At 70.1% G+C, this 19,563-nt stretch carries 19 protein-coding genes; 11 read left to right on the top strand and 8 right to left on the bottom strand.

Translation table 11 applies throughout. The features are described 5' to 3' along the window. The first annotated feature begins 11 nt into the window (after positions 1 to 11). Positions 12 to 665 carry a metal-dependent transcriptional regulator gene (locus WYM_RS08355; RefSeq protein ID WP_019180379.1) on the top strand — a complete coding sequence of 218 codons (654 nt, stop codon included), beginning with the start codon at positions 12 to 14 and terminating at the stop codon, positions 663 to 665. A gap of 282 nt (positions 666 to 947) precedes the next feature. Here the strand turns inward: WYM_RS08355 and WYM_RS08350 are convergent, their stop codons facing one another. Beyond that, on the bottom strand, positions 948 to 1,904 hold the full coding sequence (locus tag WYM_RS08350) for an SDR family NAD(P)-dependent oxidoreductase (protein WP_019180378.1): 957 nt from the start codon (positions 1,902 to 1,904) through the stop codon (positions 948 to 950). A 59-nt stretch (positions 1,905 to 1,963) separates the two neighbouring features. Between WYM_RS08350 and WYM_RS08345 the strand changes: the two genes are divergently transcribed. The 5 genes from WYM_RS08345 to WYM_RS08320 all read left to right on the top strand — a co-directional run bounded on the left by WYM_RS08345 (position 1,964) and on the right by WYM_RS08320 (position 6,859). Continuing rightward, complete coding sequence (locus tag WYM_RS08345; RefSeq protein WP_019180377.1) at positions 1,964 to 2,773, top strand: HAD-IIA family hydrolase; 810 nt, start codon at positions 1,964 to 1,966, stop codon at positions 2,771 to 2,773. 65 nt (positions 2,774 to 2,838) lie between these two features. Next, positions 2,839 to 3,411, top strand: coding sequence for a YdeI/OmpD-associated family protein (locus WYM_RS08340; RefSeq protein ID WP_019180376.1), 573 nt, complete (start codon positions 2,839 to 2,841; stop codon positions 3,409 to 3,411). Between the two features lie 246 nt (positions 3,412 to 3,657). Beyond that, positions 3,658 to 4,980 (top strand): ABC transporter substrate-binding protein, encoded by a 1,323-nt coding sequence (locus WYM_RS22065; RefSeq protein ID WP_019180374.1) that lies wholly within the window; start codon positions 3,658 to 3,660, stop codon positions 4,978 to 4,980. Between the two features lie 62 nt (positions 4,981 to 5,042). Further along, a complete protein-coding gene (locus WYM_RS08325; protein ID WP_051008102.1) occupies positions 5,043 to 5,996 on the top strand; it encodes a carbohydrate ABC transporter permease in 954 nt (317 codons plus the stop codon). Beyond that, on the top strand, positions 5,990 to 6,859 hold the full coding sequence (locus tag WYM_RS08320) for a carbohydrate ABC transporter permease (protein ID WP_019180372.1): 870 nt from the start codon (positions 5,990 to 5,992) through the stop codon (positions 6,857 to 6,859). Before WYM_RS08325 ends, WYM_RS08320 begins: the two co-directional genes overlap by 7 nt. On the opposite strand, the gene WYM_RS08315 is transcribed toward WYM_RS08320, so the two are convergent. Then, complete coding sequence (locus tag WYM_RS08315; protein ID WP_019180371.1) at positions 6,856 to 7,746, bottom strand: AraC family transcriptional regulator; 891 nt, start codon at positions 7,744 to 7,746, stop codon at positions 6,856 to 6,858. The genes WYM_RS08320 and WYM_RS08315 overlap by 4 nt on opposite strands. Before the next feature lie 67 nt (positions 7,747 to 7,813). Here WYM_RS08315 and WYM_RS08310 point away from each other — a divergent pair, with 67 nt between their 5' ends. Both WYM_RS08310 and WYM_RS08305 read left to right on the top strand, forming a co-directional pair. Further along, positions 7,814 to 11,092 (top strand): DUF5107 domain-containing protein, encoded by a 3,279-nt coding sequence (locus WYM_RS08310; protein WP_019180370.1) that lies wholly within the window; start codon positions 7,814 to 7,816, stop codon positions 11,090 to 11,092. After that, positions 11,092 to 12,396, top strand: a complete 1,305-nt coding sequence (locus tag WYM_RS08305) for a cellulase-like family protein (protein ID WP_019180369.1) — start codon at positions 11,092 to 11,094, stop codon at positions 12,394 to 12,396. The genes WYM_RS08310 and WYM_RS08305 overlap by 1 nt, the downstream gene beginning before the upstream one ends. Before the next feature lie 50 nt (positions 12,397 to 12,446). Here WYM_RS08305 and pyrE read toward each other — a convergent pair whose 3' ends face one another. Further along, entirely contained in the window at positions 12,447 to 13,025 is a 579-nt protein-coding gene (pyrE, locus tag WYM_RS08300) for an orotate phosphoribosyltransferase (RefSeq protein ID WP_019180368.1), read from the bottom strand. 159 nt (positions 13,026 to 13,184) lie between these two features. Between pyrE and WYM_RS08295 the strand changes: the two genes are divergently transcribed. Further along, on the top strand, positions 13,185 to 14,042 hold the full coding sequence (locus WYM_RS08295; RefSeq protein ID WP_019180367.1) for an exodeoxyribonuclease III: 858 nt from the start codon (positions 13,185 to 13,187) through the stop codon (positions 14,040 to 14,042). Between the two features lie 3 nt (positions 14,043 to 14,045). On the opposite strand, the gene WYM_RS08290 is transcribed toward WYM_RS08295, so the two are convergent. From WYM_RS08290 to WYM_RS08275, 4 genes are read right to left on the bottom strand one after another with little or no spacing between them, the layout of a single operon-like run. Then, a complete protein-coding gene (locus WYM_RS08290; RefSeq protein ID WP_019180366.1) occupies positions 14,046 to 14,609 on the bottom strand; it encodes a hypothetical protein in 564 nt (187 codons plus the stop codon). 48 nt (positions 14,610 to 14,657) lie between these two features. After that, on the bottom strand, positions 14,658 to 15,296 hold the full coding sequence (locus WYM_RS08285) for a dihydrofolate reductase family protein (protein WP_019180365.1): 639 nt from the start codon (positions 15,294 to 15,296) through the stop codon (positions 14,658 to 14,660). A 47-nt stretch (positions 15,297 to 15,343) separates the two neighbouring features. Then, the gene (locus WYM_RS08280) at positions 15,344 to 16,042 is read right to left on the bottom strand and encodes a winged helix-turn-helix transcriptional regulator (protein WP_019180364.1); all 699 of its coding nucleotides are present in this window, start codon (positions 16,040 to 16,042) and stop codon (positions 15,344 to 15,346) included. Further along, positions 16,043 to 16,480 carry a VOC family protein gene (locus WYM_RS08275; RefSeq protein WP_019180363.1) on the bottom strand — a complete coding sequence of 146 codons (438 nt, stop codon included), beginning with the start codon at positions 16,478 to 16,480 and terminating at the stop codon, positions 16,043 to 16,045. Between the two features lie 136 nt (positions 16,481 to 16,616). Here WYM_RS08275 and WYM_RS08270 point away from each other — a divergent pair, with 136 nt between their 5' ends. Next, entirely contained in the window at positions 16,617 to 17,906 is a 1,290-nt protein-coding gene (locus WYM_RS08270; RefSeq protein WP_019180362.1) for a histidine kinase, read from the top strand. A gap of 44 nt (positions 17,907 to 17,950) precedes the next feature. Further along, positions 17,951 to 18,616 carry a response regulator transcription factor gene (locus WYM_RS08265; protein WP_051008101.1) on the top strand — a complete coding sequence of 222 codons (666 nt, stop codon included), beginning with the start codon at positions 17,951 to 17,953 and terminating at the stop codon, positions 18,614 to 18,616. 276 nt (positions 18,617 to 18,892) lie between these two features. Here WYM_RS08265 and WYM_RS08260 read toward each other — a convergent pair whose 3' ends face one another. Continuing rightward, on the bottom strand, positions 18,893 to 19,462 hold the full coding sequence (locus WYM_RS08260; protein ID WP_019180360.1) for an NADPH-dependent FMN reductase: 570 nt from the start codon (positions 19,460 to 19,462) through the stop codon (positions 18,893 to 18,895). Positions 19,463 to 19,563 lie beyond the last annotated feature (101 nt).

Here is a 19,563-nt window from a genome sequence, read left to right as displayed (position 1 = left end):
TACCCTGGAGCGTGCCCTCCCCCGCGATCGACGACTACCTCAAGACGATCTACCACCACACCGAGTGGCAGAACGATCGCATCACGCCGTCGCAGCTGGCGGGCGAGCTCGGGCTCGCCCCGTCGAGCGTGACCGAGATGGTGCAGAAGCTCGCCGCGCAGGGCCTCGTCACGCACCGGCCCTACGGTCCGATCTCGCTCAGCGAGGCCGGCGAGCGCCGCGCCGCCGCGATCATCCGCCGGCACCGCCTGATCGAGACGTGGCTCGTGCGCGAGTTCGGCTACGCGTGGGACGAGGTGCACGACGAGGCCGAGATCCTCGAGCACGCCGTCAGCGACCGTCTGCTCGAGGGCATCGACGAGCGTCTCGGACGACCGCGGCACGATCCGCATGGCGACGCGATTCCGGATGCCGCGGGCCACGTCGACCGCGAGCCGTTCGTGCTCCTCGGCGCGGCGCCCGCCGGCCACATCGGACGCGTGCTGCGCGTGAGCGACCGCGACCCGGATCTGCTCCGCGCGGTCGAGGAGGCCGGCGTCGCGGTCGGCGCCACGGTGACGGTGCTGGATGCCTCGACGCTGCGGATCGCGGCGGCCGACGACGCCGGCGCCTTCGAGGCGTCGCTTCCTCCGGCGGCCGCCGGCACCATCTGGCTCAGCGCCTGAGCCCGGCGCGCGCGCCGCGGCTCGGAGGTCTCTTGACTCCGACCTCTCGGGGGCGGACAATCCCCGTGGGGAAGCTCTCTGGGGAGGGCTACACATTCGACGCTCGTCGGGGACGAGCGGAGGAAGCGCAGTCGCCTACCCGACCGACCGCTCCCACGTACCGACGACGGATGTCGCACGTGGGCACCGGACCCGGTCCCACCGACCGTTCGGGGGGCAGCTTCTGCAGGTTCCTTCGACCCGATCCCGCATCAGCTGCCCCTCGGACCTCGTCGCGGGCGCTCAGGCGCCGCGCGTCACGGCGGCGGCCTTCTCGAACGGCCAGCGCACGCCGGTCGCCGTCCGCGCGACCTCCCACAGGCGCGCGGCGATCGCCTCGTCGCGCGTGATCCGCGGTGCGGTGCGGCGACGCGGCTCGCCGCGGGTGCCGGTCCGCGGACCCCAGAACTCGCCGCCCAGGGCGTCGGGGTCGACGAGGGCGCGCACGAGCGGCCAGGCTCCGTGCTCCTTGGACTGGGCGATGGCGGCCTGCAGGTTGTCGGCGAACCTCTTCACCCGCGACGGCTCGTTCACTCCGGTGATCCCGGCCGTTCGTCCGCGCGTCGAGTAGCCAGGGTGGGCGACGATGCTGGCCACGGGCACACCTGCGGCGCGAAGGCGACGATCGGCCTCGAATCCCAGAGCGGTCGTCGCGACCTTGGACTGCACATACGCGCGCCACGACGAATATCCCTCGGCCAGCTGCGGATCGATCGGGTCGTAGGGCGTCAGCGCGGTCGAGACGCTGCCGACCCACACCATGCGCCCCGAGGCCGCCGCGAGGGCGGGAAGCAGCTCGCCGCCCAGGGCGTAGTGCCCGAGCGCGTTGGTGGCGAAGACCACCTCGTGTCCGTCGATGGTGGTCTCGCGCTCCTTCGGCGGGTGCACGATCCCGGCGTTCAGCAGCACACCGTCCAAGCCCCCGCGGCCGCGCACGCTCGCCGCAGCAGACCGGACCGAACCGAGGTTCGAGGTGTCGAGGATGAGCGGCTCGGTCGCGTCCGGCGCGGCATCCGGCACTCGCCGGCGGATGGCGGCGCGCGCCGCCGACAGCCGGTTCGGGTGACGGGCCGACATGAACACCGTCGCCCCCGCGCGCACCAGCTGCTCCGACGCGAAGTAGCCGAGCCCGGCGTTGGAGCCCGTCACCAGGTACGTCCTGCCGGACAGGTCGGGAAGGCTCCGGGGGTCCCACGTCACGGCTACGACCCTACGCCTGCGCGACGCTCTGCTCCGCCGCGACGGCATAACCTGGACGCATGCGCACCCGTGCCGACATCGAATGCTGGCTGACCGACATGGACGGGGTGCTGGTGCATGAGAACACACCGATCCCCGGGGCATCCGCGCTCCTCCAGCAGTGGCGCGATCAGGGCGTCCCCTTCCTGGTGCTGACGAACAACTCGATCTTCACGCCCCGAGATCTCTCGGCTCGCCTGCGGGCGTCGGGGCTGCTCGTGCCGGAGGAGTCGATCTGGACCTCCGCGCTGGCGACGGCGGACTTCCTGAAGTCGCAGATGCCCGGCGGTACGGCGTTCGTGATCGGCGAGGCCGGGCTGACGACCGCGCTGCACGAGGCCGGCTTCATCATGACCGAGACGAACCCCGACTACGTCGTCGTCGGCGAGACCCGCAACTACTCGTTCGAGGCGATCACCAAGGCCATCCGGTTCATCGGCTCCGGCGCTCGCTTCATCGCCACGAACCCCGATGCGACCGGCCCCTCGACCGAGGGCGTGCTTCCGGCGACGGGCGCAATCTCGGCGCTCATCACGAAGGCGACCGGCATGGAGCCGTACGTGGTCGGCAAGCCGAACCCGATGATGTTCCGCTCCGCGATGAACCGGCTCGGTGCGCACTCCGAGAACACCGGCATGATCGGCGACCGCATGGACACCGACGTGGTCGCGGGGATCGAGGCGGGCCTGCACACCGTGCTGGTGCTCACCGGCATCAGCGATCCGGCGGCGATCCAGCGGTACCCGTTCCGCCCCGACGAGGTGCTCGACTCGGTCGCCACGCTGCTCGACGCCGAGCCCGTCGAGTCCGAGGACGCCGAGCTGCTGTGACGCTCCCTGCGCGCCGGTCGCGGCGCTCATGAGCAGTGTCGCCGGCTCCCGGTAGGGTCGCGGTCATGGGAGCGCTCGACGACGGCGAGAGAGTGGAAGCGGCGGATGCCGCGACCTGGCGCACGTGGCTCGAGCAGAACCATCGCACCTCGAAGGGCGCGTGGCTGGTGCGTCCACGGCCGGGCTCCGACCTGCCCCTGGTCGGTTACGAGGACGCGATCCGCCACGCGTTGTGCTTCGGATGGATCGACGGCCCGGTCCGCTCGTTCGACGAGCACCGCGGGGGGCTGTGGTTCGCCCCGCGCCGACCTTCCAGCGGCTGGGCGGCGACGAACAAGGCGAGGCTCATCGAGCTGGAGGCGGCAGGGCTGATGACCGATGCCGGCTACCGCGCCGTCGAGGTGGCCAAGGCGAACGGCGCCTGGGCGGTGCTCGACAACGCCGAGGCGATGCGCGAGCCCGACGACCTTGCGGCCGCCCTCGACGGCGTCCCCGCAGCGCGAGCCGCCTGGGACGCCTTTCCGCCGTCGACGCGCAAGCTCGGCATCGCCACCGTGGACATGGCGCGGCGGCCAGAGACGCGCGCGGCACGCGTCGCGAAGATCGTGGCGGATGCCGCCGAAGGAAGGCGACCGTGATGTCGGAGCTGGAGCGGACCCTGCTGCTGTCGGTGTCGGCAGTGATCGTGCTGACCACGCTCGTCGTGATCGTCTGGCAGTGGTGGCGCGGCCGAGGCCGCAGCGACGACTGAGACGCGGAGCGCGCTTCGTCGGATCGTCCAGGCCGTCGCGCGCTTATCCCATGTTCGCGATGCCCTGATCGACGTAATCTCGGTGCGCACCACCCAGACGAGGTCGTCCCGTCTGCATCGCAAGGGAGCATGTATGTCCATTTCTGCACGCCGCCGCACCCGAGCGGCGACCTTCTTCGCCGGCGGAGTCGCCGCCGCGCTCATCCTCGCCGGCTGCGCCGGTTCGTCCGATCAGCCCGCCGACGGCGAGCCCGTCGAGATCACCTTCCAGTCGTGGGTGCCCAATATCGACCGTGCCGTCGACGCCTTCAACGAGTCTCACGACGACATCCAGGTCACGCTCGAGACGATCACCGCCGGACCCGACGGCGGATACGCCACAATGCTCTCGGCCGTCGAGGCCGGCAACCCGGCCGATGTCGTGCAGCTCGGCTACGACGCCATCCCCGATTTCCTCATCAACGACGCCCTCGAAGACATCACTCCGTATGTCGCCGAGTCCGAGGACCTGTTCGTCCCGTGGCAGTGGCAGACCGGCGTCTTCGGAGACAAGGTCTACTCGATCCCGCAGGCGTCGGGTCCGCTCGGCCAGTTCTACCGCGCCGACATCTTCGCCGAGCTCGGGATCGAGTACCCCGAGACCTGGGACGAGTTCTACGAAGCGGCGAAGGTCGTGCGCGCATCCGATCCGAACCGCTACATCACCGCGTTCGCCTTCAATCAGGCGCCGTGGATGATCGGCCTGGCACAGCAGGGCGGGGCCAATTGGTTCACCGCCGAAGACGACGCGTGGACCGTGTCGATCGACGGCGCCGAGACGGCCGCAGTGGCGGAGTTCTGGCAGAAGCTCATCGACGAGGACCTGGTCAAGGTCGAAGCCGACTTCTCCAGCGAGTGGAACGCCGACCTCCAGAACGGCAACATCCTGTCGTGGATCTCGGGTTCCTGGGCCGACGCCATTCTTCGCGGGACGGCCCCTGACACGGCCGGATCGTGGGCGGTCGGCGCCGTTCCCCAGTGGAATGCGGGCGAGAACGTCTCGGCGACCTGGGCGGGCGGCTCGGCCAACGCCGTGCTCAAGGGCTCGGACAACCCCGAGGCCGCCGCCGAGTTCGCCGTCTGGCTCAACTCGAACACCGACAGTGTCAGCATTCTCACCAAGATCGGTGCCGGGTGGCCCTCGATCGTCGACACCGACGCGATCGCCTCGCTGCAGGATGCGCCCGAAGTGTTCGAGTTCTACGGGGGCCAGGACATCTGGGACGTCTTCGCCGAGTCCGACAAGGCCGTCGACACATCCTGGGCATGGCCGCCGCTGTCGTCCACCCTGTTCGCGAGCCTGACCGACAACGTCAAGGCGGCGGTCGACGCCGGCACCCCGCTCGTCGACGCCTATGCCAAGACCCAGGCCGACATGGTGGCAGCGCTCGAAGAGCGCGGCATCTCGGTCGACTGACACCTGACGGGGTGGGTCGCGCGGATCGCGCCCACCCCGTCGGCTACTTCCCGGGAGAATCCGTGAGTCTCGCTGTCCGTTCGTCGACGCCGGCCGCCATCGCGCCGGCGCCCGCCCCCCTCCGCAAGCGCCGGCGCCTGCCCGGCGCCGTGTGGGTGCTCGTGCTGCCGTTCGTCGTGATGTTCGCCGCGTTCTTCGTGGCACCGATCGTGTACGCCCTCGTGCAGAGCATGTTCACCACCCGCAGTTCGGGTCTGGGATACGGTGCGCCCGAGACGGTGTTCGTCTTCCTCGACAATTACACGCGAGCCCTGTCCGATCCGGCCTTCGTCGAGAGCCTCGGGCGGCTCGTGCTGTTCTCGGCGATCCTGGTCCCTCTGATGGTGGCGACGGCGCTCGTCCTGGCGCTCCTGCTCGATTCCGGGCGGGCGCTGTTTCCGCGGGTATTCCGCGTGCTCTACTTCTCGCCGTACGGCGTTCCCGGGGTCGTCGCGACGCTGCTGTGGGGCTTTCTCTACGTCCCCGCGACCAGTCCGGTGCTGCAGCTGCTGGGCATGGCCGGCGTCGACTTCGACCCGCTGGCCAGCGGCACCGTGCTGTTCTCGATCGCCAACATCGCACTGTGGGGTTTCGCGGGCTACAACATGGTCATCCTCATGGCGGCGCTGAACGCCATCCCGTCCGAGCTCTACGAAGCCGCACGGGTGGACGGCGCGTCAGCGTGGGCGACGGTCTGGCACATCAAGCTGCCCCTGGTGCGCCCCTCGATCATCCTGGTCACCGTGTTCACGATCATCGGCACCCTGCAGCTCTTCGTCGAGCCACTGGTGCTGCGGCCGCTCACCACGGCGATCAGCTCGACCTATACGCCCAACCTCGCCGCCTACAACCAGGCCTTCGCGCAGGGCAATCCGAACCTCGCCGCCGCGATGGCCGTGATCGTCGCCGTCCTCGGCTTCGCGTTCTCGTTCGGCTTCCTCCGTCTCGTCAACCGGAAGGACAACCGAGCATGGTGACGTCCCGCCGCTCCCCAAGCAGCACCGGCGCCGCCGGAACCGTCGCGGTCAACGCCGTCCTCCTCGTCGCCGGCGTGTACTTCCTCCTCCCGCTCGTCTGGGTGATCATCGCGGCGACCAAGTCTCCCGCCGATCTCTTCGGCACCTTCGGCCTGTGGTTCTCAGATTCGCCGCAGGCATGGGAGAACCTCGTCGCACTCTTCACGCAGGACGGCGGCGCGTTCACGCGATGGGTGGTGAACAGCATCATCTACTCGGGCGTGGGCGCCTTCGTCGCGATGGCGATCTCGGCGGCCTGCGGCTATGCGATCGCGAAGTTCCCGTTCCGCGGCCGCGACCTGCTCTTCTCCGTGATCCTCGGCGGAGTCCTGGTGCCGGCGACGGTGATCGCGCTTCCGCTCTACTTCCTGCTCAACACCGTCGGGCTGACGGGAACGTACTGGGCCGTTCTCCTGCCCAGCATGGTGAGCCCCTTCGGCGTCTATCTCGCGCGCATCCACGCCAATGCCAGCGTGCCCGATGAGGTCATCGAGGCCGCACGCCTGGACGGGGCCGGCGACCTGCGCATCTTCGGGTCGATGGCCGCGCGCATGATGGTGCCGGCGCTCGTGACGATCTTCCTGTTCCAGTTCGTCACCATCTGGAACAACTACCTGCTCCCGCTCGTCATGCTCAACGACACCTCGACGTTCCCCGTGACACTGGGCCTCACCCTCTGGAACGGGCAGACTCAGCGCGATCCGATGTTCTACTCGCTCGTCGTGGCTGGTTCCGCGGTCTCGGCGCTGCTGCTGGTCGCCTTGATGACGGCCCTGCAGCGGTTCTGGCGCGCCGACCTCACGGCCGGCGCCACGAAGGGCTAGCCCTTTCGCAGTTCCCGGTACGCGCGCGGGCTCACGCCGTGCGTACGGCTGAACTGGCGGGAGAAGTAGAACGGGTCCTCGAGTCCGACTCGCCGCCCGACCTCCGCGACGGGCAGGTCCGTCGTGTCGAGCAGCGCGCGCGCACGCGCCATCTTGAGCGCGTTGTGGTGGGCGAGCACTCCCCCTCCGGTGGCCTCCCGGAAGAGGGCGGCGAGGTGGGATGCCGACACCCCGACCATCGCGGCGAGCTCCGCGACCTGCACGCGACCGTCGATGCGGTCCTCCAGATAGCGCATGGCGCGCTGCACCGGTGCCCCGTCGCTGGGCAGCACCCGATCGACGGCGAGCTGAGTGAACAGCCGCCACGCCATCCCGGCGGTGGCGGTGAGGCGGGCGGGAGTCGTATCGCGAGCCAGCGACACCGAGATCTCATCGAGGATCGACGTGACCCGGTCGACCTCGCGCAGCGAGAGGGTGAGTCGCCCGGGCCGGACTCCGGCCGCCTCGACCAGTTCCGCCACGTCGCTGCCTCGCACGTGACACCACCAGATCGTCCAGGGGTCGTCGGTCGCCGCACCGTACGAGTGCGCGGCGCCGCCCGGGATCACGATCGCGGTGCTGCTGCCGACGCGAGTCCGGACGCCTTCCGCCTCCACCCATCCCGCACCGGCGACGCACACGATGACGATCGTCTCGGCGGCGCCGCGCGGCCTGTGGCGACCATGATGCTCGGCCCGCGGGAAGTATCCCGCGTCCGTCACCAGCATGCGGCGGGTGACCGGACGCTGCAGGGCCGAGTCCACGAGCGGTCTCGGCACCACGCTGAGGCGCTGCCGCTCGAATCCCTCCGCACGTTCCACCCCGGCATCCTCCCACGAAGCGATCATCGGATCATCCATGTTCGACGCCCGTTCGGCCATTGTCCGGTGGCGCCGCACGGCATAGCTTTGCGAGGTGACTCCCGACGCCGACGGCCCGAGCCGCATCGATCTTCCCGACGCCCCTGCCGAGCAGGCACGGCGGCTGGCAGCCGGCGGTGTCGCCTGCTGGAGCGAGCCGCTGTGGATCGACACGTATGCTCCCGGCGCCCCCGACCCTTACCCGCTGTTCCTCGACCGCCGCGTCTACCAGGGGTCGAGCGGCAAGGTCTACCCGCTCCCGATGATCGACAGCGTCGCGCACGAGAAAGCGCCTCGCCAGTGGCAGGCGATCCACCTCGAGAACGAGTTCGTGCGCCTCGTGCTCCTGCCCGAGATCGGCGGGCGCATCCACATCGGCTACGACAAGGTCGCCGGCTACGACTTCTTCTACCGCAACAACGTCATCAAGCCGGCGCTCGTGGGACTCGCCGGACCATGGATCTCGGGCGGCGTGGAGTTCAACTGGCCTCAGCATCATCGCCCCGCGACCTTCCTGCCCGTCGACGCCCGCATCGAGCGGGAGCCCGACGGCGCCGTGGTGGTGTGGCACAGCGATCTCGACCCGCTGCAGCGCATGCGCGGACTGCATGGGGTGCGACTTCGCCCGGGGTCCTCGGTGATCGAGCTCGATGTGAGCCTGCACAACCGCACCGACATGCCGCAGACCTTCCTCTGGTGGGCGAACGTCGCGGCCCGGTCGCACGACCAGTACCAGGCGTTCTTCCCGGACGACGTCGCCTTCGTCGCCGATCACGCCCGCAGAGCCGTCACCGCATTCCCGTGTGCGGACCGTCCCTATTACGGCGTGGACTACCCCGCCCTCGCAGCCAAGCGCCCCGGGGCCGACCGCATCGACGTGTACAGCAACATCGCGGTTCCCACGTCGTACATGATCACCGACACCGATGACGCCTTCTTCGGCGGGTATGACCACGCCGCCGACGCCGGGTTCGTCCACTGGGCAGACCGCGCGATCTCTCCCGGCAAGAAGCAGTGGACGTGGGGTGACGGGCCCATCGGACACGCCTGGGACGATCAGCTCACCGACGGCGACGGTCCGTATGTCGAGCTGATGGCCGGCGTCTACACCGACAACCAGCCGGACTTCAGCTGGCTTCTGCCGGGTGAGACGAAGCGGTTCCGCCAGTACTGGTACCCCATTCACCGCACCGGACCGGTCCGGCAGGCGACGACGGATGCCGCGATCGGCGTCCACGCCGAGGGCGAGGCCGCTCGCGTCACGGTCATCGCCACGCGGAAGCTCGCGGCTGCGACGATCGAGGCGCGACGTGACCAGTCGCTCGTGGCCGCCTGGACCGCCGACCTCGGCCCCGATACTCCCTTCATCGGCCGGATCGACATGCCTGTCGATGAGCCGGGGCTCGAGGTCCGCGTCGTCGGCGACGGTGAGGAGCTGGTGGTGTGGCGCGCGCGACGCGAGCACGCCGGTGAGCCATGGACGGCGACCGCGCCCGAGCTGCCGGCGGATGTCGCGAGCAACGACGAGCTCTACACCACCGCGGTCCACCTGCTGCAGTACCGGCACCCCACCCGCTCCGCCCTTCCCTACCTGCAGGAGGCGCTGCGCCGCGACCCGCTCGACTCGCGCGCCGCGACGGCGCTCGGCGCCTGGCACTTCGCGCGCGGCGAGTATGAAGATGCACGGCAGCTCCTCTCCGCCGCGATCGAACGTGTGACCCGCCGGAATCTCAATCCCCGCGACGGCGAGGCCGCGTATCTTCTCGGGCTCGTCCACGAGCGACTGGGCGATCTCGAAGCGGCCGACCGCTGGCTGGGCAAGGCCGGATGGAACGCGGCCTACGCTGCTGCCGCGGCGCTCGGCCGCGCACGCATCGCCCTGCGCAGCGGGCGGTCAACCGAGGCGTCGGCCTTGGCCCGCGACGCGGGCACGATCCCGGAGGCCCGACGACTCGCCGTCCTGGCGCTGTCACGCCGAGGTGAGACCGCCGCGGCGTCCGACGAGCTCGAGTCGCTGCTGGCGCAGGATCCGCTCGATCCCGCGACACGCGCCCTCGCAGGCCACCGACGGGACCGCGACGCCCGCACGAATCTGGATGTCGGCGCGGAGCTCGCGCGGGCCGGCGCCGTCGATGAGGCCCTGCGCGCGACCGGCGACGCTGTGGAGGCGACGCCCGCCGCCGGGCTCGCCGGCCCGCTCCGGCACTACCTCCGTGCGCACTGGCTCGAGCGCGCGGGCCGACCCGCGGAGGCTCACCGCGAGCGGACGACCGCGCGCGGGATTCCGGCATCGCTCGCCTTCCCCGCCGGGCTTGATCAGTACGATGCCCTCGTCTCGGCGCTTGACGCCGATCCCGATGACGCGGTCGCCGCCGGCCTCCTCGGGATGTGGCTTCTCGACGCGCACCGCGAGCAGAACGCGCTCGCCGTGCTGCGACGGGCGGCCGACTGCGGATCGACCGACCCCGTCGTCTGGCGGAATCTCGCGCTGGGTCTGGTCGCCGTCGAGAACGATGAGGCCGCGGCGGATGACGCTCTCGTTCGGGCGATCGAGCTCCGCGCGGACGCGCGGCTGGTGTTCGAACGGGATGTCCTGGCCGCCCGCCGCGGTATGGACTCGACAGCGCGCCTCGCGATGCTCGAGCGCCACGCCTCTCTCCTCGGGGACCGCGACGACCTCGCGGTGCGGTACGCCGAGCTGCTTCTCGACGCTGAGCGCGTGGACGAGGCGTGGACGCTCCTCACCACTCGCCGCTTCCGACCGTTCGAGGGCGGCGAGGGACGCGTCATCGCGGCCTTCGACCGAGCGGCGTGCATGCGTGCCGAGGAGCTGCTGCACACCGATCCGGACGCAGCCGCCACGCTCCTGGAATCCGGTCTCGAGCCGCCGCGCACGCTCGGCGAAGGACGTCATCCCGCGGAGCGACCGGTGCGGCGATGGGTGCTGCTCGGAAGAGCCCGCGCAGCCGCCGGCGATCCCGACGGCGCAGAGCGGGCCTGGCGTGCCGCGGTCGCCCCCTCGCCGCTCGCCGTCGCGCCGCGTCCTGCGGACGAGGCCACGTACTGGGAGGGCATCGCTCATCTGCACCTCGGCGACACCGTCGCCGCGTCGACGGCGTGGGACGCCCTGGACGCGCGTGCCGCGGGCCTACGAGCCGCGGGCGACGTCGTCGACTACTTCGCGACGTCCGTGCCGGAGCTGACCCTCTTCACGTCCGATACCGCGGCCGGCCGCAGCAGGGTCGCTGATCAGCTGGCGGAGCTCGCGGCCCAGGGGCGCGGCTTGCAGGTCGCCGGCACGCTCCTCGTCGCGATCCCGGAAAGGACCACCTGATGACCGAGCGCTACCTCGGGACCGGCGCCATCGAGCCGGACGAGTCCTCGCTCACCGGAGTGGTGCCGGCCCACCTTCCGCAGCGGCTGACGATCAGCCTGTGGGACTTCTCCTGGTACACACAGGCGGGTAGAGGCGAGCCGTACGCCGACCTCGACTCGGCCGTCGCCGATGCCGCGTCACTCGGGTACAACGCGATCCGCATCTGCGCCGCGCCGCTTCTCCTGTTCGGAGACCTCGGGCTGGACCGCCTGGCGCAGGATCTGGAGATCGAAGGGCTCGGCGCATCGCCCCACGGCGGCTACTTCGGTCAGCGCACCCGGTGGTACGACACCCCCGGCGGATTCCGCCTGGATCTGCGCGCTCGCCTCCTCGAGCTGTTCGAGGCGGCGGCACGCCACGACGTCGTCATCGTGCTCGCCAGCTGGGAGTATCAGCAGTCCCCGGCCTTCGCCGCATCCTCGGCCTGGTTCGATGCGATAGACGCGGTTCCCCTGCAGGACCGGTACCGACTGCTCGCGCGAGCATGGGACAGCATGATCGAATGGCTCACGCTGCACGGTCATCGCCATCGCATCGCACTGGTGGAACTCCACAACGAAGTGGACTTCTCGATCCTGCCCGCGCTGGCCGGGAGCGGGGCCGAGCAGATCTCGCAACTGCGGGCGCGGCATCCCGACCTCCTCATCACCGCCAGCTACGGCAAGCCGCCCCACCTCGCGATGCACGTCCTGCCCGCAGGCCTCGGTGCGGGACAGTTCCACGTGTACAGCTATGGCGTCCTCGACGCGTTGCAGCAGCGCATCGACATCCGGTCGGAAGGCAGCGAAGGGTTCCCGAACGCCGCTCTTCGCGGGCTGCTCCGGGCCGACGCTCCGTCGGTGGATGAATACGGTCGCGCCGCGGACTGGAAGTACCGGGCCACCGTCGTCACAGACCAGATGATCTACGGCTACGACTGGGTGGATCCCGATGCCTGGGATGCCTGGCTCATCGAGCACTATCCGCCGTACGAGCACGCCATGCGCCGCGAGATCGCCGCGCGAACGATCGCCATCGCCGCGTGGGCGCGCTGGCAGGGTGTCCCGGCTGTCGTCGGCGAGGGCTGGGTCGGCTACACCCCGCTGCACGGCGCATTCGAAGAGAACGAGATCGGGCTGTCGCTGGCCGAACACGGCGTCCGGACCGCGCTCGATCATGGCGTGTGGGGAGTGGTGCTCTGCTCCAACGCCGCGCCGCACCACCCGATGTGGCGGTTGCGGGAGTGGCAGCGCTCGCTCAACGCCGAGATCCTCGCGCGCTGACGTCGTCGACCATCCGTTCGGAGACGCCACGTCGGCGCCGCGACGGCTCGCTATTGGGGTTCGAGGGCGAGGTCGTCGAGATCGATCGCGGCGAGCCACTGAAGACCCTCGGCTTCGACCGCGGCCTGCGCGCCGGTCCTGCGATCGACGATGACGGCGACCGCGACGGGCTCGGCCCCCTCGCGCCGCAACGCCTCGACCGCCTTGAGGGCGGACTGACCGGTGGTCGAGGTGTCTTCGAGCACGACGACGCGCTTGCCCGCGACATCCGCCCCCTCGACCTGACGCCCGCGGCCGTGGTCCTTCGGCTCCTTGCGGACGACGAACGCGTCGAGCGGGGTGTGCGTGCGCGCGGACTCGTGCATCACGGCGTTCGCGATCGGGTCGGCTCCGAGGGTGAGACCGCCGACAGCGACGATGCCGTCGACCTCGCTGATGAGGTCGAGCATGATCCGCCCGATCGAGGGCGCCGCCCGGTGGTCGAGGGTGAGCTTGCGCATGTCCACGTAGTACGTGGCCTTCTTGCCGCTCGAGAGCGTGAAGTCGCCGTGGAACACCGCCTCGTCCTGGATGAGCGCGATGAGGTACTGGCGATCGGCTTCGAGCGCGGGCGTGGAGGCGACGGTCATGCCCCCGAGTCTAGAGAGCCGCGCGCGTCGTCACAGGCTTCGCAGAAGCGCACGAAGATCGCAGGGTTTGCGGCGGATGCTGCGAATCTCGCGTCATCCTGCGAAGTCTGAAGACGGCGGCATGCCGACCACGTCCGCGCCCCGCCGTAGGCTGGAGGAATGCGCCTGGCCACGTGGAACGTCAACTCCATCCGCGCCCGGGTCGACCGCATCGTCGACTTCGCGGTGCGTGAGCACATCGATGTGCTCGCGATGCAGGAGATCAAGTGCAAGGTCGAGCAGTTCCCGTTCGACCGCTTCGAGGACGCCGGCTTCCACGTCGAGGCTCACGGGTTCTCGCAGTGGAACGGCGTCGCGATCGCCAGCCGTGAGCCGGTGACCGATGTGCGCACCGCCTTCCCCGGGATGCCCGGCTTCGAGAAGGGCGACCCTTCGACAGGCTCAGGGCAGGCGCTCGACGCCCCGCTCGAGGCCCGGGCGCTCGGGGCGACCGTCGGCGGCGTCGAGGTCTGGAGCCTCTACGTCCCCAACGGGCGTTCGCTCGGCGACCCGCACTACTTCTACAAGCTGGAGTGGCTGTCGGCGCTGAAGGAGTACGCCTCGAGCGCGCTCGCCGCGAACCCCGATCTCGCTCTCGCGCTGGTCGGAGACTTCAACATCGCTCCGACGGATGCCGACAACGGCGTCCCCGAGGTCGTCCAGGGCTTCTCGACCCACGTCTCGCCGCCCGAGCGCGAGGCGTTCGCCGCGCTGGAGGCGGCGGGTCTTCACGACGTCGTCCGCCCGCTCGTACCGACCGGCTACACGTACTGGGACTACAAGCAGCTGCGCTTCCCCCGAAATCAGGGCATGCGGATCGACTTCGTGCTCGGCTCGGATGCGTTCGCGAATGCCGTGACGGGCGCCGAGATCCACCGGAACGAGCGCAAGGGTGAGGCTCCCAGCGATCACGTTCCCGTCGTCGTCGACCTGGACCTCACCGGTCCGGACGACGACGACCGCCCGATGATCTTCTGAGACTCAGCCCTCGTCGGGTGCGAGCGGCGTGCACCCCGGGGGTTCGGAGTTGCCGCTGATCGCGAAGTCCTCGCACGTGAGGAAGTGCGCCTGGTTCAGGCCCAGCACGAACGACGCCACGGCGACGCCGAGCACGACGAGCGCGATGAGCCACTTGGTGCGCCGCGGCATGTCGTTCGAGAAGTCGGGCCAGACGATCCGCACCAGCACCCAGAGGGTGAAGGGGATGCCGACGAGAACGGCTGCGATGGCGAGCAGATCGACGACGAAGACGCCGAGATCCTCGGTGTCGTCGGCCACGATGAAGTTCAGCAGAAGCCAGAGCGACGGCAGCAGCAGCAGGAACGCCCGCAGCAGGCGCCCGCCCACGGGGCGACGCTCGACCAGCACGAAGACGAAGGCTGCCGTCGAGGCGGCCCACACCGCGAGGATGTCGTCGAAGAAGATCTCCTCCCACGCGCCGAGCGTGAACGCCGGCCACCATGCGATCGCCGCCATGCCGACCATGATCACGCCGACCGGCACGTCGCGACGGCGCTTGCTGTCCCGCGCGGATGCCTCGCTCACGGTCGAACCGTAGCGCGCGAGTGCGCGGCATCCGTGCTCACACGCGGTTCAGGCGGCGCCCTCGGGCTCCGACATGTCGCCGGTGCGCAGCGGTCCGGCCGGGCCGTAGCGAAGGAGCACCGCGCCCTTCTCCGAGACGACCGGCGGCGCGAGGAGTTCGAGGGTCGCCGGCGCCGCACCGTCGGGGAACACCTTCTTGCCCTGGCCGATGACCACGGGATACACCCACAGCAGGAGCTCGTCGAAGGCATTCGCCGCCAGGAGCGACTGCACGAAGTCGACGCTGCCGATGACGTGGATGTCGTCGTGGCGCTCGCGCAGCTCGGCGACCGCGGCGACCGCGTCCGTGCCGAGCTGGGTGGTGCCCTGCCATGCCGGCTCGAGGCGATTCCGCGACGCGACGTACTTCGGGATCGCGTCGAACTTGCGCCCGATTCTGCCCTCGGCATCGCCCTCGGTGTGCTTCGGCCAGTACCCCGCGAAGATGTCATAAGTCTTGCGGCCGAGAACGAGGGCATCCATGGCGTCGATGCCCGTGCCGATCTGGCGGCCGTCGGTCTCACCGGCGACAGGAGCCTGCCAGCCCCCGTACGGGAAACCGCTCGAGGGGTCCTCGTCGGGGGCTCCCGGCGCCTGCGCGACGCCGTCGAGGGAGACGAACAGGTCGATCGTGATGCGTCCGGCCATCGCCGGCTCCTTTCGTCGGACGGATGCCGCGGCATCCGTCGATGGGATCACGCGGCGAGCACGACCCCCGGGTCGATGTGGAATGTCTGGGCGAAGCGCTCGAGGAGGGTGGCGTCGCCCGAGACCACGGCGAGCACATCCTCATCGATCGCCTGCGCGGGTGTCAGCTCACCCGAGATGACGCGGCGGATGCCCGGGCCGGCCGCGAAGACGAGATCCGGCTCCCCATCGGGGACTCTCCCTCCGACAGGCGGGGCCGGAGGCGCCAGCTGCGTGACCCGCAGGCCGGCGCCGTCGACCTGCACCCGGAGGGCGACGTCGGCCACGTGCAGCTCGTAGTCGGCTGCGGGCAGCGATGTCGCCGCCTCCGCCCGGAACGCCGTGCGCAGCGCCATCGTCAGCGAGTCCGCCGTGACGACGTCCTCGGGCTGTGGGTCGCCCATCTGCTGGAACCCCCATCGGCCGAGCGCCAGCACGACCGGCTCGAGCTGCCGGCCGTAGTCGGTGAGCTCGTACACGAGCCCGCAGTTCATGAGCGGCACACGGCGCACGACACCGCCCTCCTGCAGCTCCTTGAGCCGCGTGGAGAGGATGTTCGTGGGGATCTTGGGCAGCCCCTGCTTGAGGTCGGTGTAGCGGCGAGGGCCGACGAGCAGATCGCGGACGATGAGCATCGCCCACCGCTCGCCGATCAGCTCGACGGCCGTCGTGACACCGCAGTACTGCCCGTAGCTGCGCGAGGCCACTTACGCCTGAGCCTGCTCCGCCATGTAGACGTCGGGCCCCTGCTCGGCGGCCTGCGCCTCCATGAAGACGAACTCGATGCCGTTGCCGTCGGGGTCCTCAAGGTCGCGGCTGTACATGAACCCGTAGTCCTTGGGCTCGGTCGGTTCGGTGCCGCCGTTGGCGACGCCGGCCGCGATGATCGCGTCGACGTCGTCGCGGGACTCGCGGCTGAGGGCGATGAGAGTCTGCGCGTGCGTCTTGGGATCGGCGAGCTGCTTGTCGGTGAAGGTGGCGAAGTACTCCTTGGTCAGCACCATGAAGTACACGTTCTCGTCCCACACGATGCAGGCGGCGTTCTCGTCGGTGAAGAGCGGATTGATGTCGCACCCGAGAGACGTGTAGAACGCCTTCGCCTTCTCGAGGTCGCTCGTCGGGATGTTGACGAAGATGTGGGTCATTTCCTGGCTCCTTCGCGGTGATGGATGACGTTGGCACCATAGTTGCAAATAACAAGCAAGCTTGTCAATAACAAGTTCGAGGTCTCTCCCCCGTGCGGCGGATGCCGCCGGCGCCTGTCCTCCGTACCGTGGAGGAATGTCCGACTTCACACCCGCGCGCCTCGACCATCGCCCACGGCCGACGCCGCGCGATCTCCGCAACGACGTGTGGCTCGCGGCGGCACTGTTCGTCGGCGCGGTGCTGAGCGCGGCGCTCGGAGCCGTCTCGGGGTTCTACGGCGAGGACACGCCGGGAATGCAGTGGGCGCTCCTCTATGCGTTCGGCCTCACGGCGCCGCTCGCCGTCCGCCGACGCTTCCCCGAGCTCGTCGTGGTGGCGATCGCCCTGGTCTTCTTCGTCGGGGTCTCCTCGCGCATCCCCGAGCTCTACGTCAGCAACATCGCCATCTTCATCGCGGTCTACACCGTGGGCGCCTGGGTCGACGACCGCCGCCGCGCTCTGTACGTGCGGGCGGGAGTCATCGTCGCCATGTTCGTGTGGCTGCTGGTGACGACCTTCCAGGCCGCCATCGATCCCACCGACGACGGGCTCTCGCAGGCCGGGTTCTTCTCGCCGTTCGCCGCGTTCATGCTCATTCAGTTCCTGGTGAACGCGGCCTTCTTCGGCGGCGCGTACTACATGGGCGACCGGGCGCACGCTGCGGCGCTCTCGCGCGCCGCCCTCGAGGAGCGCACGCTCGAGCTCGAGCGCGAGCGCGAAGTCACCGCCGCTCAGGCCGTCGCGCTCGACCGGGTGCGCATCGCGCGCGAGCTTCATGACGTCGTCGCGCACCACGTGTCGGCGATGGGCGTGCAGGCGGGCGCGGCCCGAGCCGTGCTCGAACGGGATCCCGAGGCCGCGCGCACGACGCTCCTCGGGGTCGAGGCATCCGCTCGCTCGGCCCTGCATGAGCTGCGCCAGCTGCTCGAGACCCTCCGCACTCCCGCCGCCGACGCCGACGGCGGCTCGGCCGTGCACCTCTCCGGGCTGCCCGACCTCGTCCGGCACGCCAATGAGAACGGACTTCCGACGACGCTCACCATCGTGGGCGACCCCGTCGACCTGCCCGAGCTGGTGCAGGTCAACGTCTTCCGCGTCGCCCAGGAGTCGCTCACGAATGCACGCCGCCACGGCGGGCCGGATGCCGCGGCCGACGTGCGCCTGCGCTACGGGGACGACGCGATCGAGCTCGAGGTCGCGAACACCGGTCGCTCGGTGGTCGCCTCACGACCGGGCCTGGGACTCGTCGGCATGCGGGAGCGCGCCATCGCGTCCGGCGGGACGCTCGACGCCGGCCCACGGGCACGCGGCGGGTTCCTCGTGCGCCTGCGGGTGCCGGTGCCTTCCGGGGCCGACGTGGGCGCGCGTGAGGGAGCCCGTTCGTGAGCGGCGCGCCGATCCGCGTGCTGCTCGTCGACGATCACGCCGTGATGCGTGCCGGCTTCCGGATGATCCTCGAGTCGGCGGGCGACATCGCGGTGGTCGGCGAGGCCTCCACCGGCGTCGAAGCGGTCGCCGCGGCATCCGCTCTCCGTCCCGACGTGGTGTGCATGGACGTGCAGATGCCCGACATGGACGGCCTCGAGGCCACCCGGCGCATCGTCGCGGACGGCGCCGGATCGCCCGCCGTCGTCGTGGTCACGACGTTCGACCGCGACGACTACCTCTTCGACGCCCTCGCGGCCGGGGCGAGCGGGTTCCTGCTCAAGAACGCCGGGCCCGAGGAGCTCCTCGCCGCCGTGCGCGTCGCCGCGGCCGGCGACGCGCTGCTCGCTCCGGAGGTGACGCGGCGGGTGATCGCGCGATTCGCGTCGAGCAGCGAGAGCCGGCCCTCGCCGGTCGCCGACGGCGGCACCGACCGCAAGCCCGTGACGGGCGAGCTGCGGGCGATGGGGGCTCACGGAGTCGAGCTGACCGAGCGCGAGTCCGAGGTGCTGCGGCTCGTGGCGCAGGCGATGAGCAACGCCGAGATCGCGCAGCGCCTGTACATCGGCGAGGCCACGGTGAAGACGCACGTCTCGAACCTGCTGCAGAAGCTCGGCGCTCGCGACCGCGTGGCCGCCGTGGTGTACGCCCACCGCCACGGCCTCGCCTGAGTCCCCCGCGCCGCCGCGCCGTACCCTCTCCGCGCCGCGCCCTCACCCGCTCCGCAGTCACAATCTGCGCGTCCGAACCCGCGAACTCCGCGCTTCCTGACTGCGGAGCATCGGGCCCTCTCGTTCCGCAGTCAGGAGATGCGGGACGAGGCGACCGAAGACCGCAGGAAGTGACTGCGGATCAGCGGGTGAACCGCCCGCGAACGACGGATGCCCCGACCCTCAGCCCGCAGATGGGCTCGGATCGGGGCATCCGATCGTCAGAGGCCTGAGATGTCAGGCGGCGACGGGGACGTGCGCGTAGCGGTCGATCAGGGCGTTGAAGGCCTGGAGGTAGGCGACGAGGAAGTCGGCGGTCTGGTCGTTGGTGACCTCGCCGGTCTCGGAGAAGAGTCCGGGCGTCGCCTGCACGTAACCCTCGGGCTGGCCGAGCGTGGGGGCGTTGTAGTGGCTGAGGATCGCCTTGAGGTGCTGCTGGGCCGCGGCGGTGGCGATCCCGCCCTGCGACGTGCCGATCACGGCGGTGGGCTTGCCGTTGAACGACATCTGGCCGTACGGACGGGCCGACCAGTCGAGGGCGTTCTTCAGCACGCCCGGGATCGAGCGGCTGTACTCGGGGGTCACGATGACGACGCCGTCGACATCGTCGATCGCCTGCTTGAAGTCGCGCGCCGCCTCGGGGAAGCCGCCGTCGAAGTCGGGGGTGTAGAACGGCAGGTCCTTGATCGGGATCTCGACGAGGGTCGTGCCCTCGGGTGCGAGACGCTCCAGCGCCTTGGCCAGGCGACGGTTGAGCGAGGTCGACGAGATGCTGCCGACGATGTAGCCGATGGTCCGATCGGTCATGTGGTAGTGCTCCTTAACGCAGTGCGGTCCCCGGCGGGGACCACCGTGGACGTTCCAGTTCGATGCAAGCACATGGACCTGAGATCTATTCCTGAGCATGC

The organism is Microbacterium yannicii PS01 (assembly GCF_000304335.1).
Lineage (GTDB): Bacteria > Actinomycetota > Actinomycetes > Actinomycetales > Microbacteriaceae > Microbacterium > Microbacterium yannicii_A.
The sequence above is the reverse complement of the archived record's forward strand: the minus strand, read 5'-3'. Positions and strand labels throughout refer to the sequence as shown.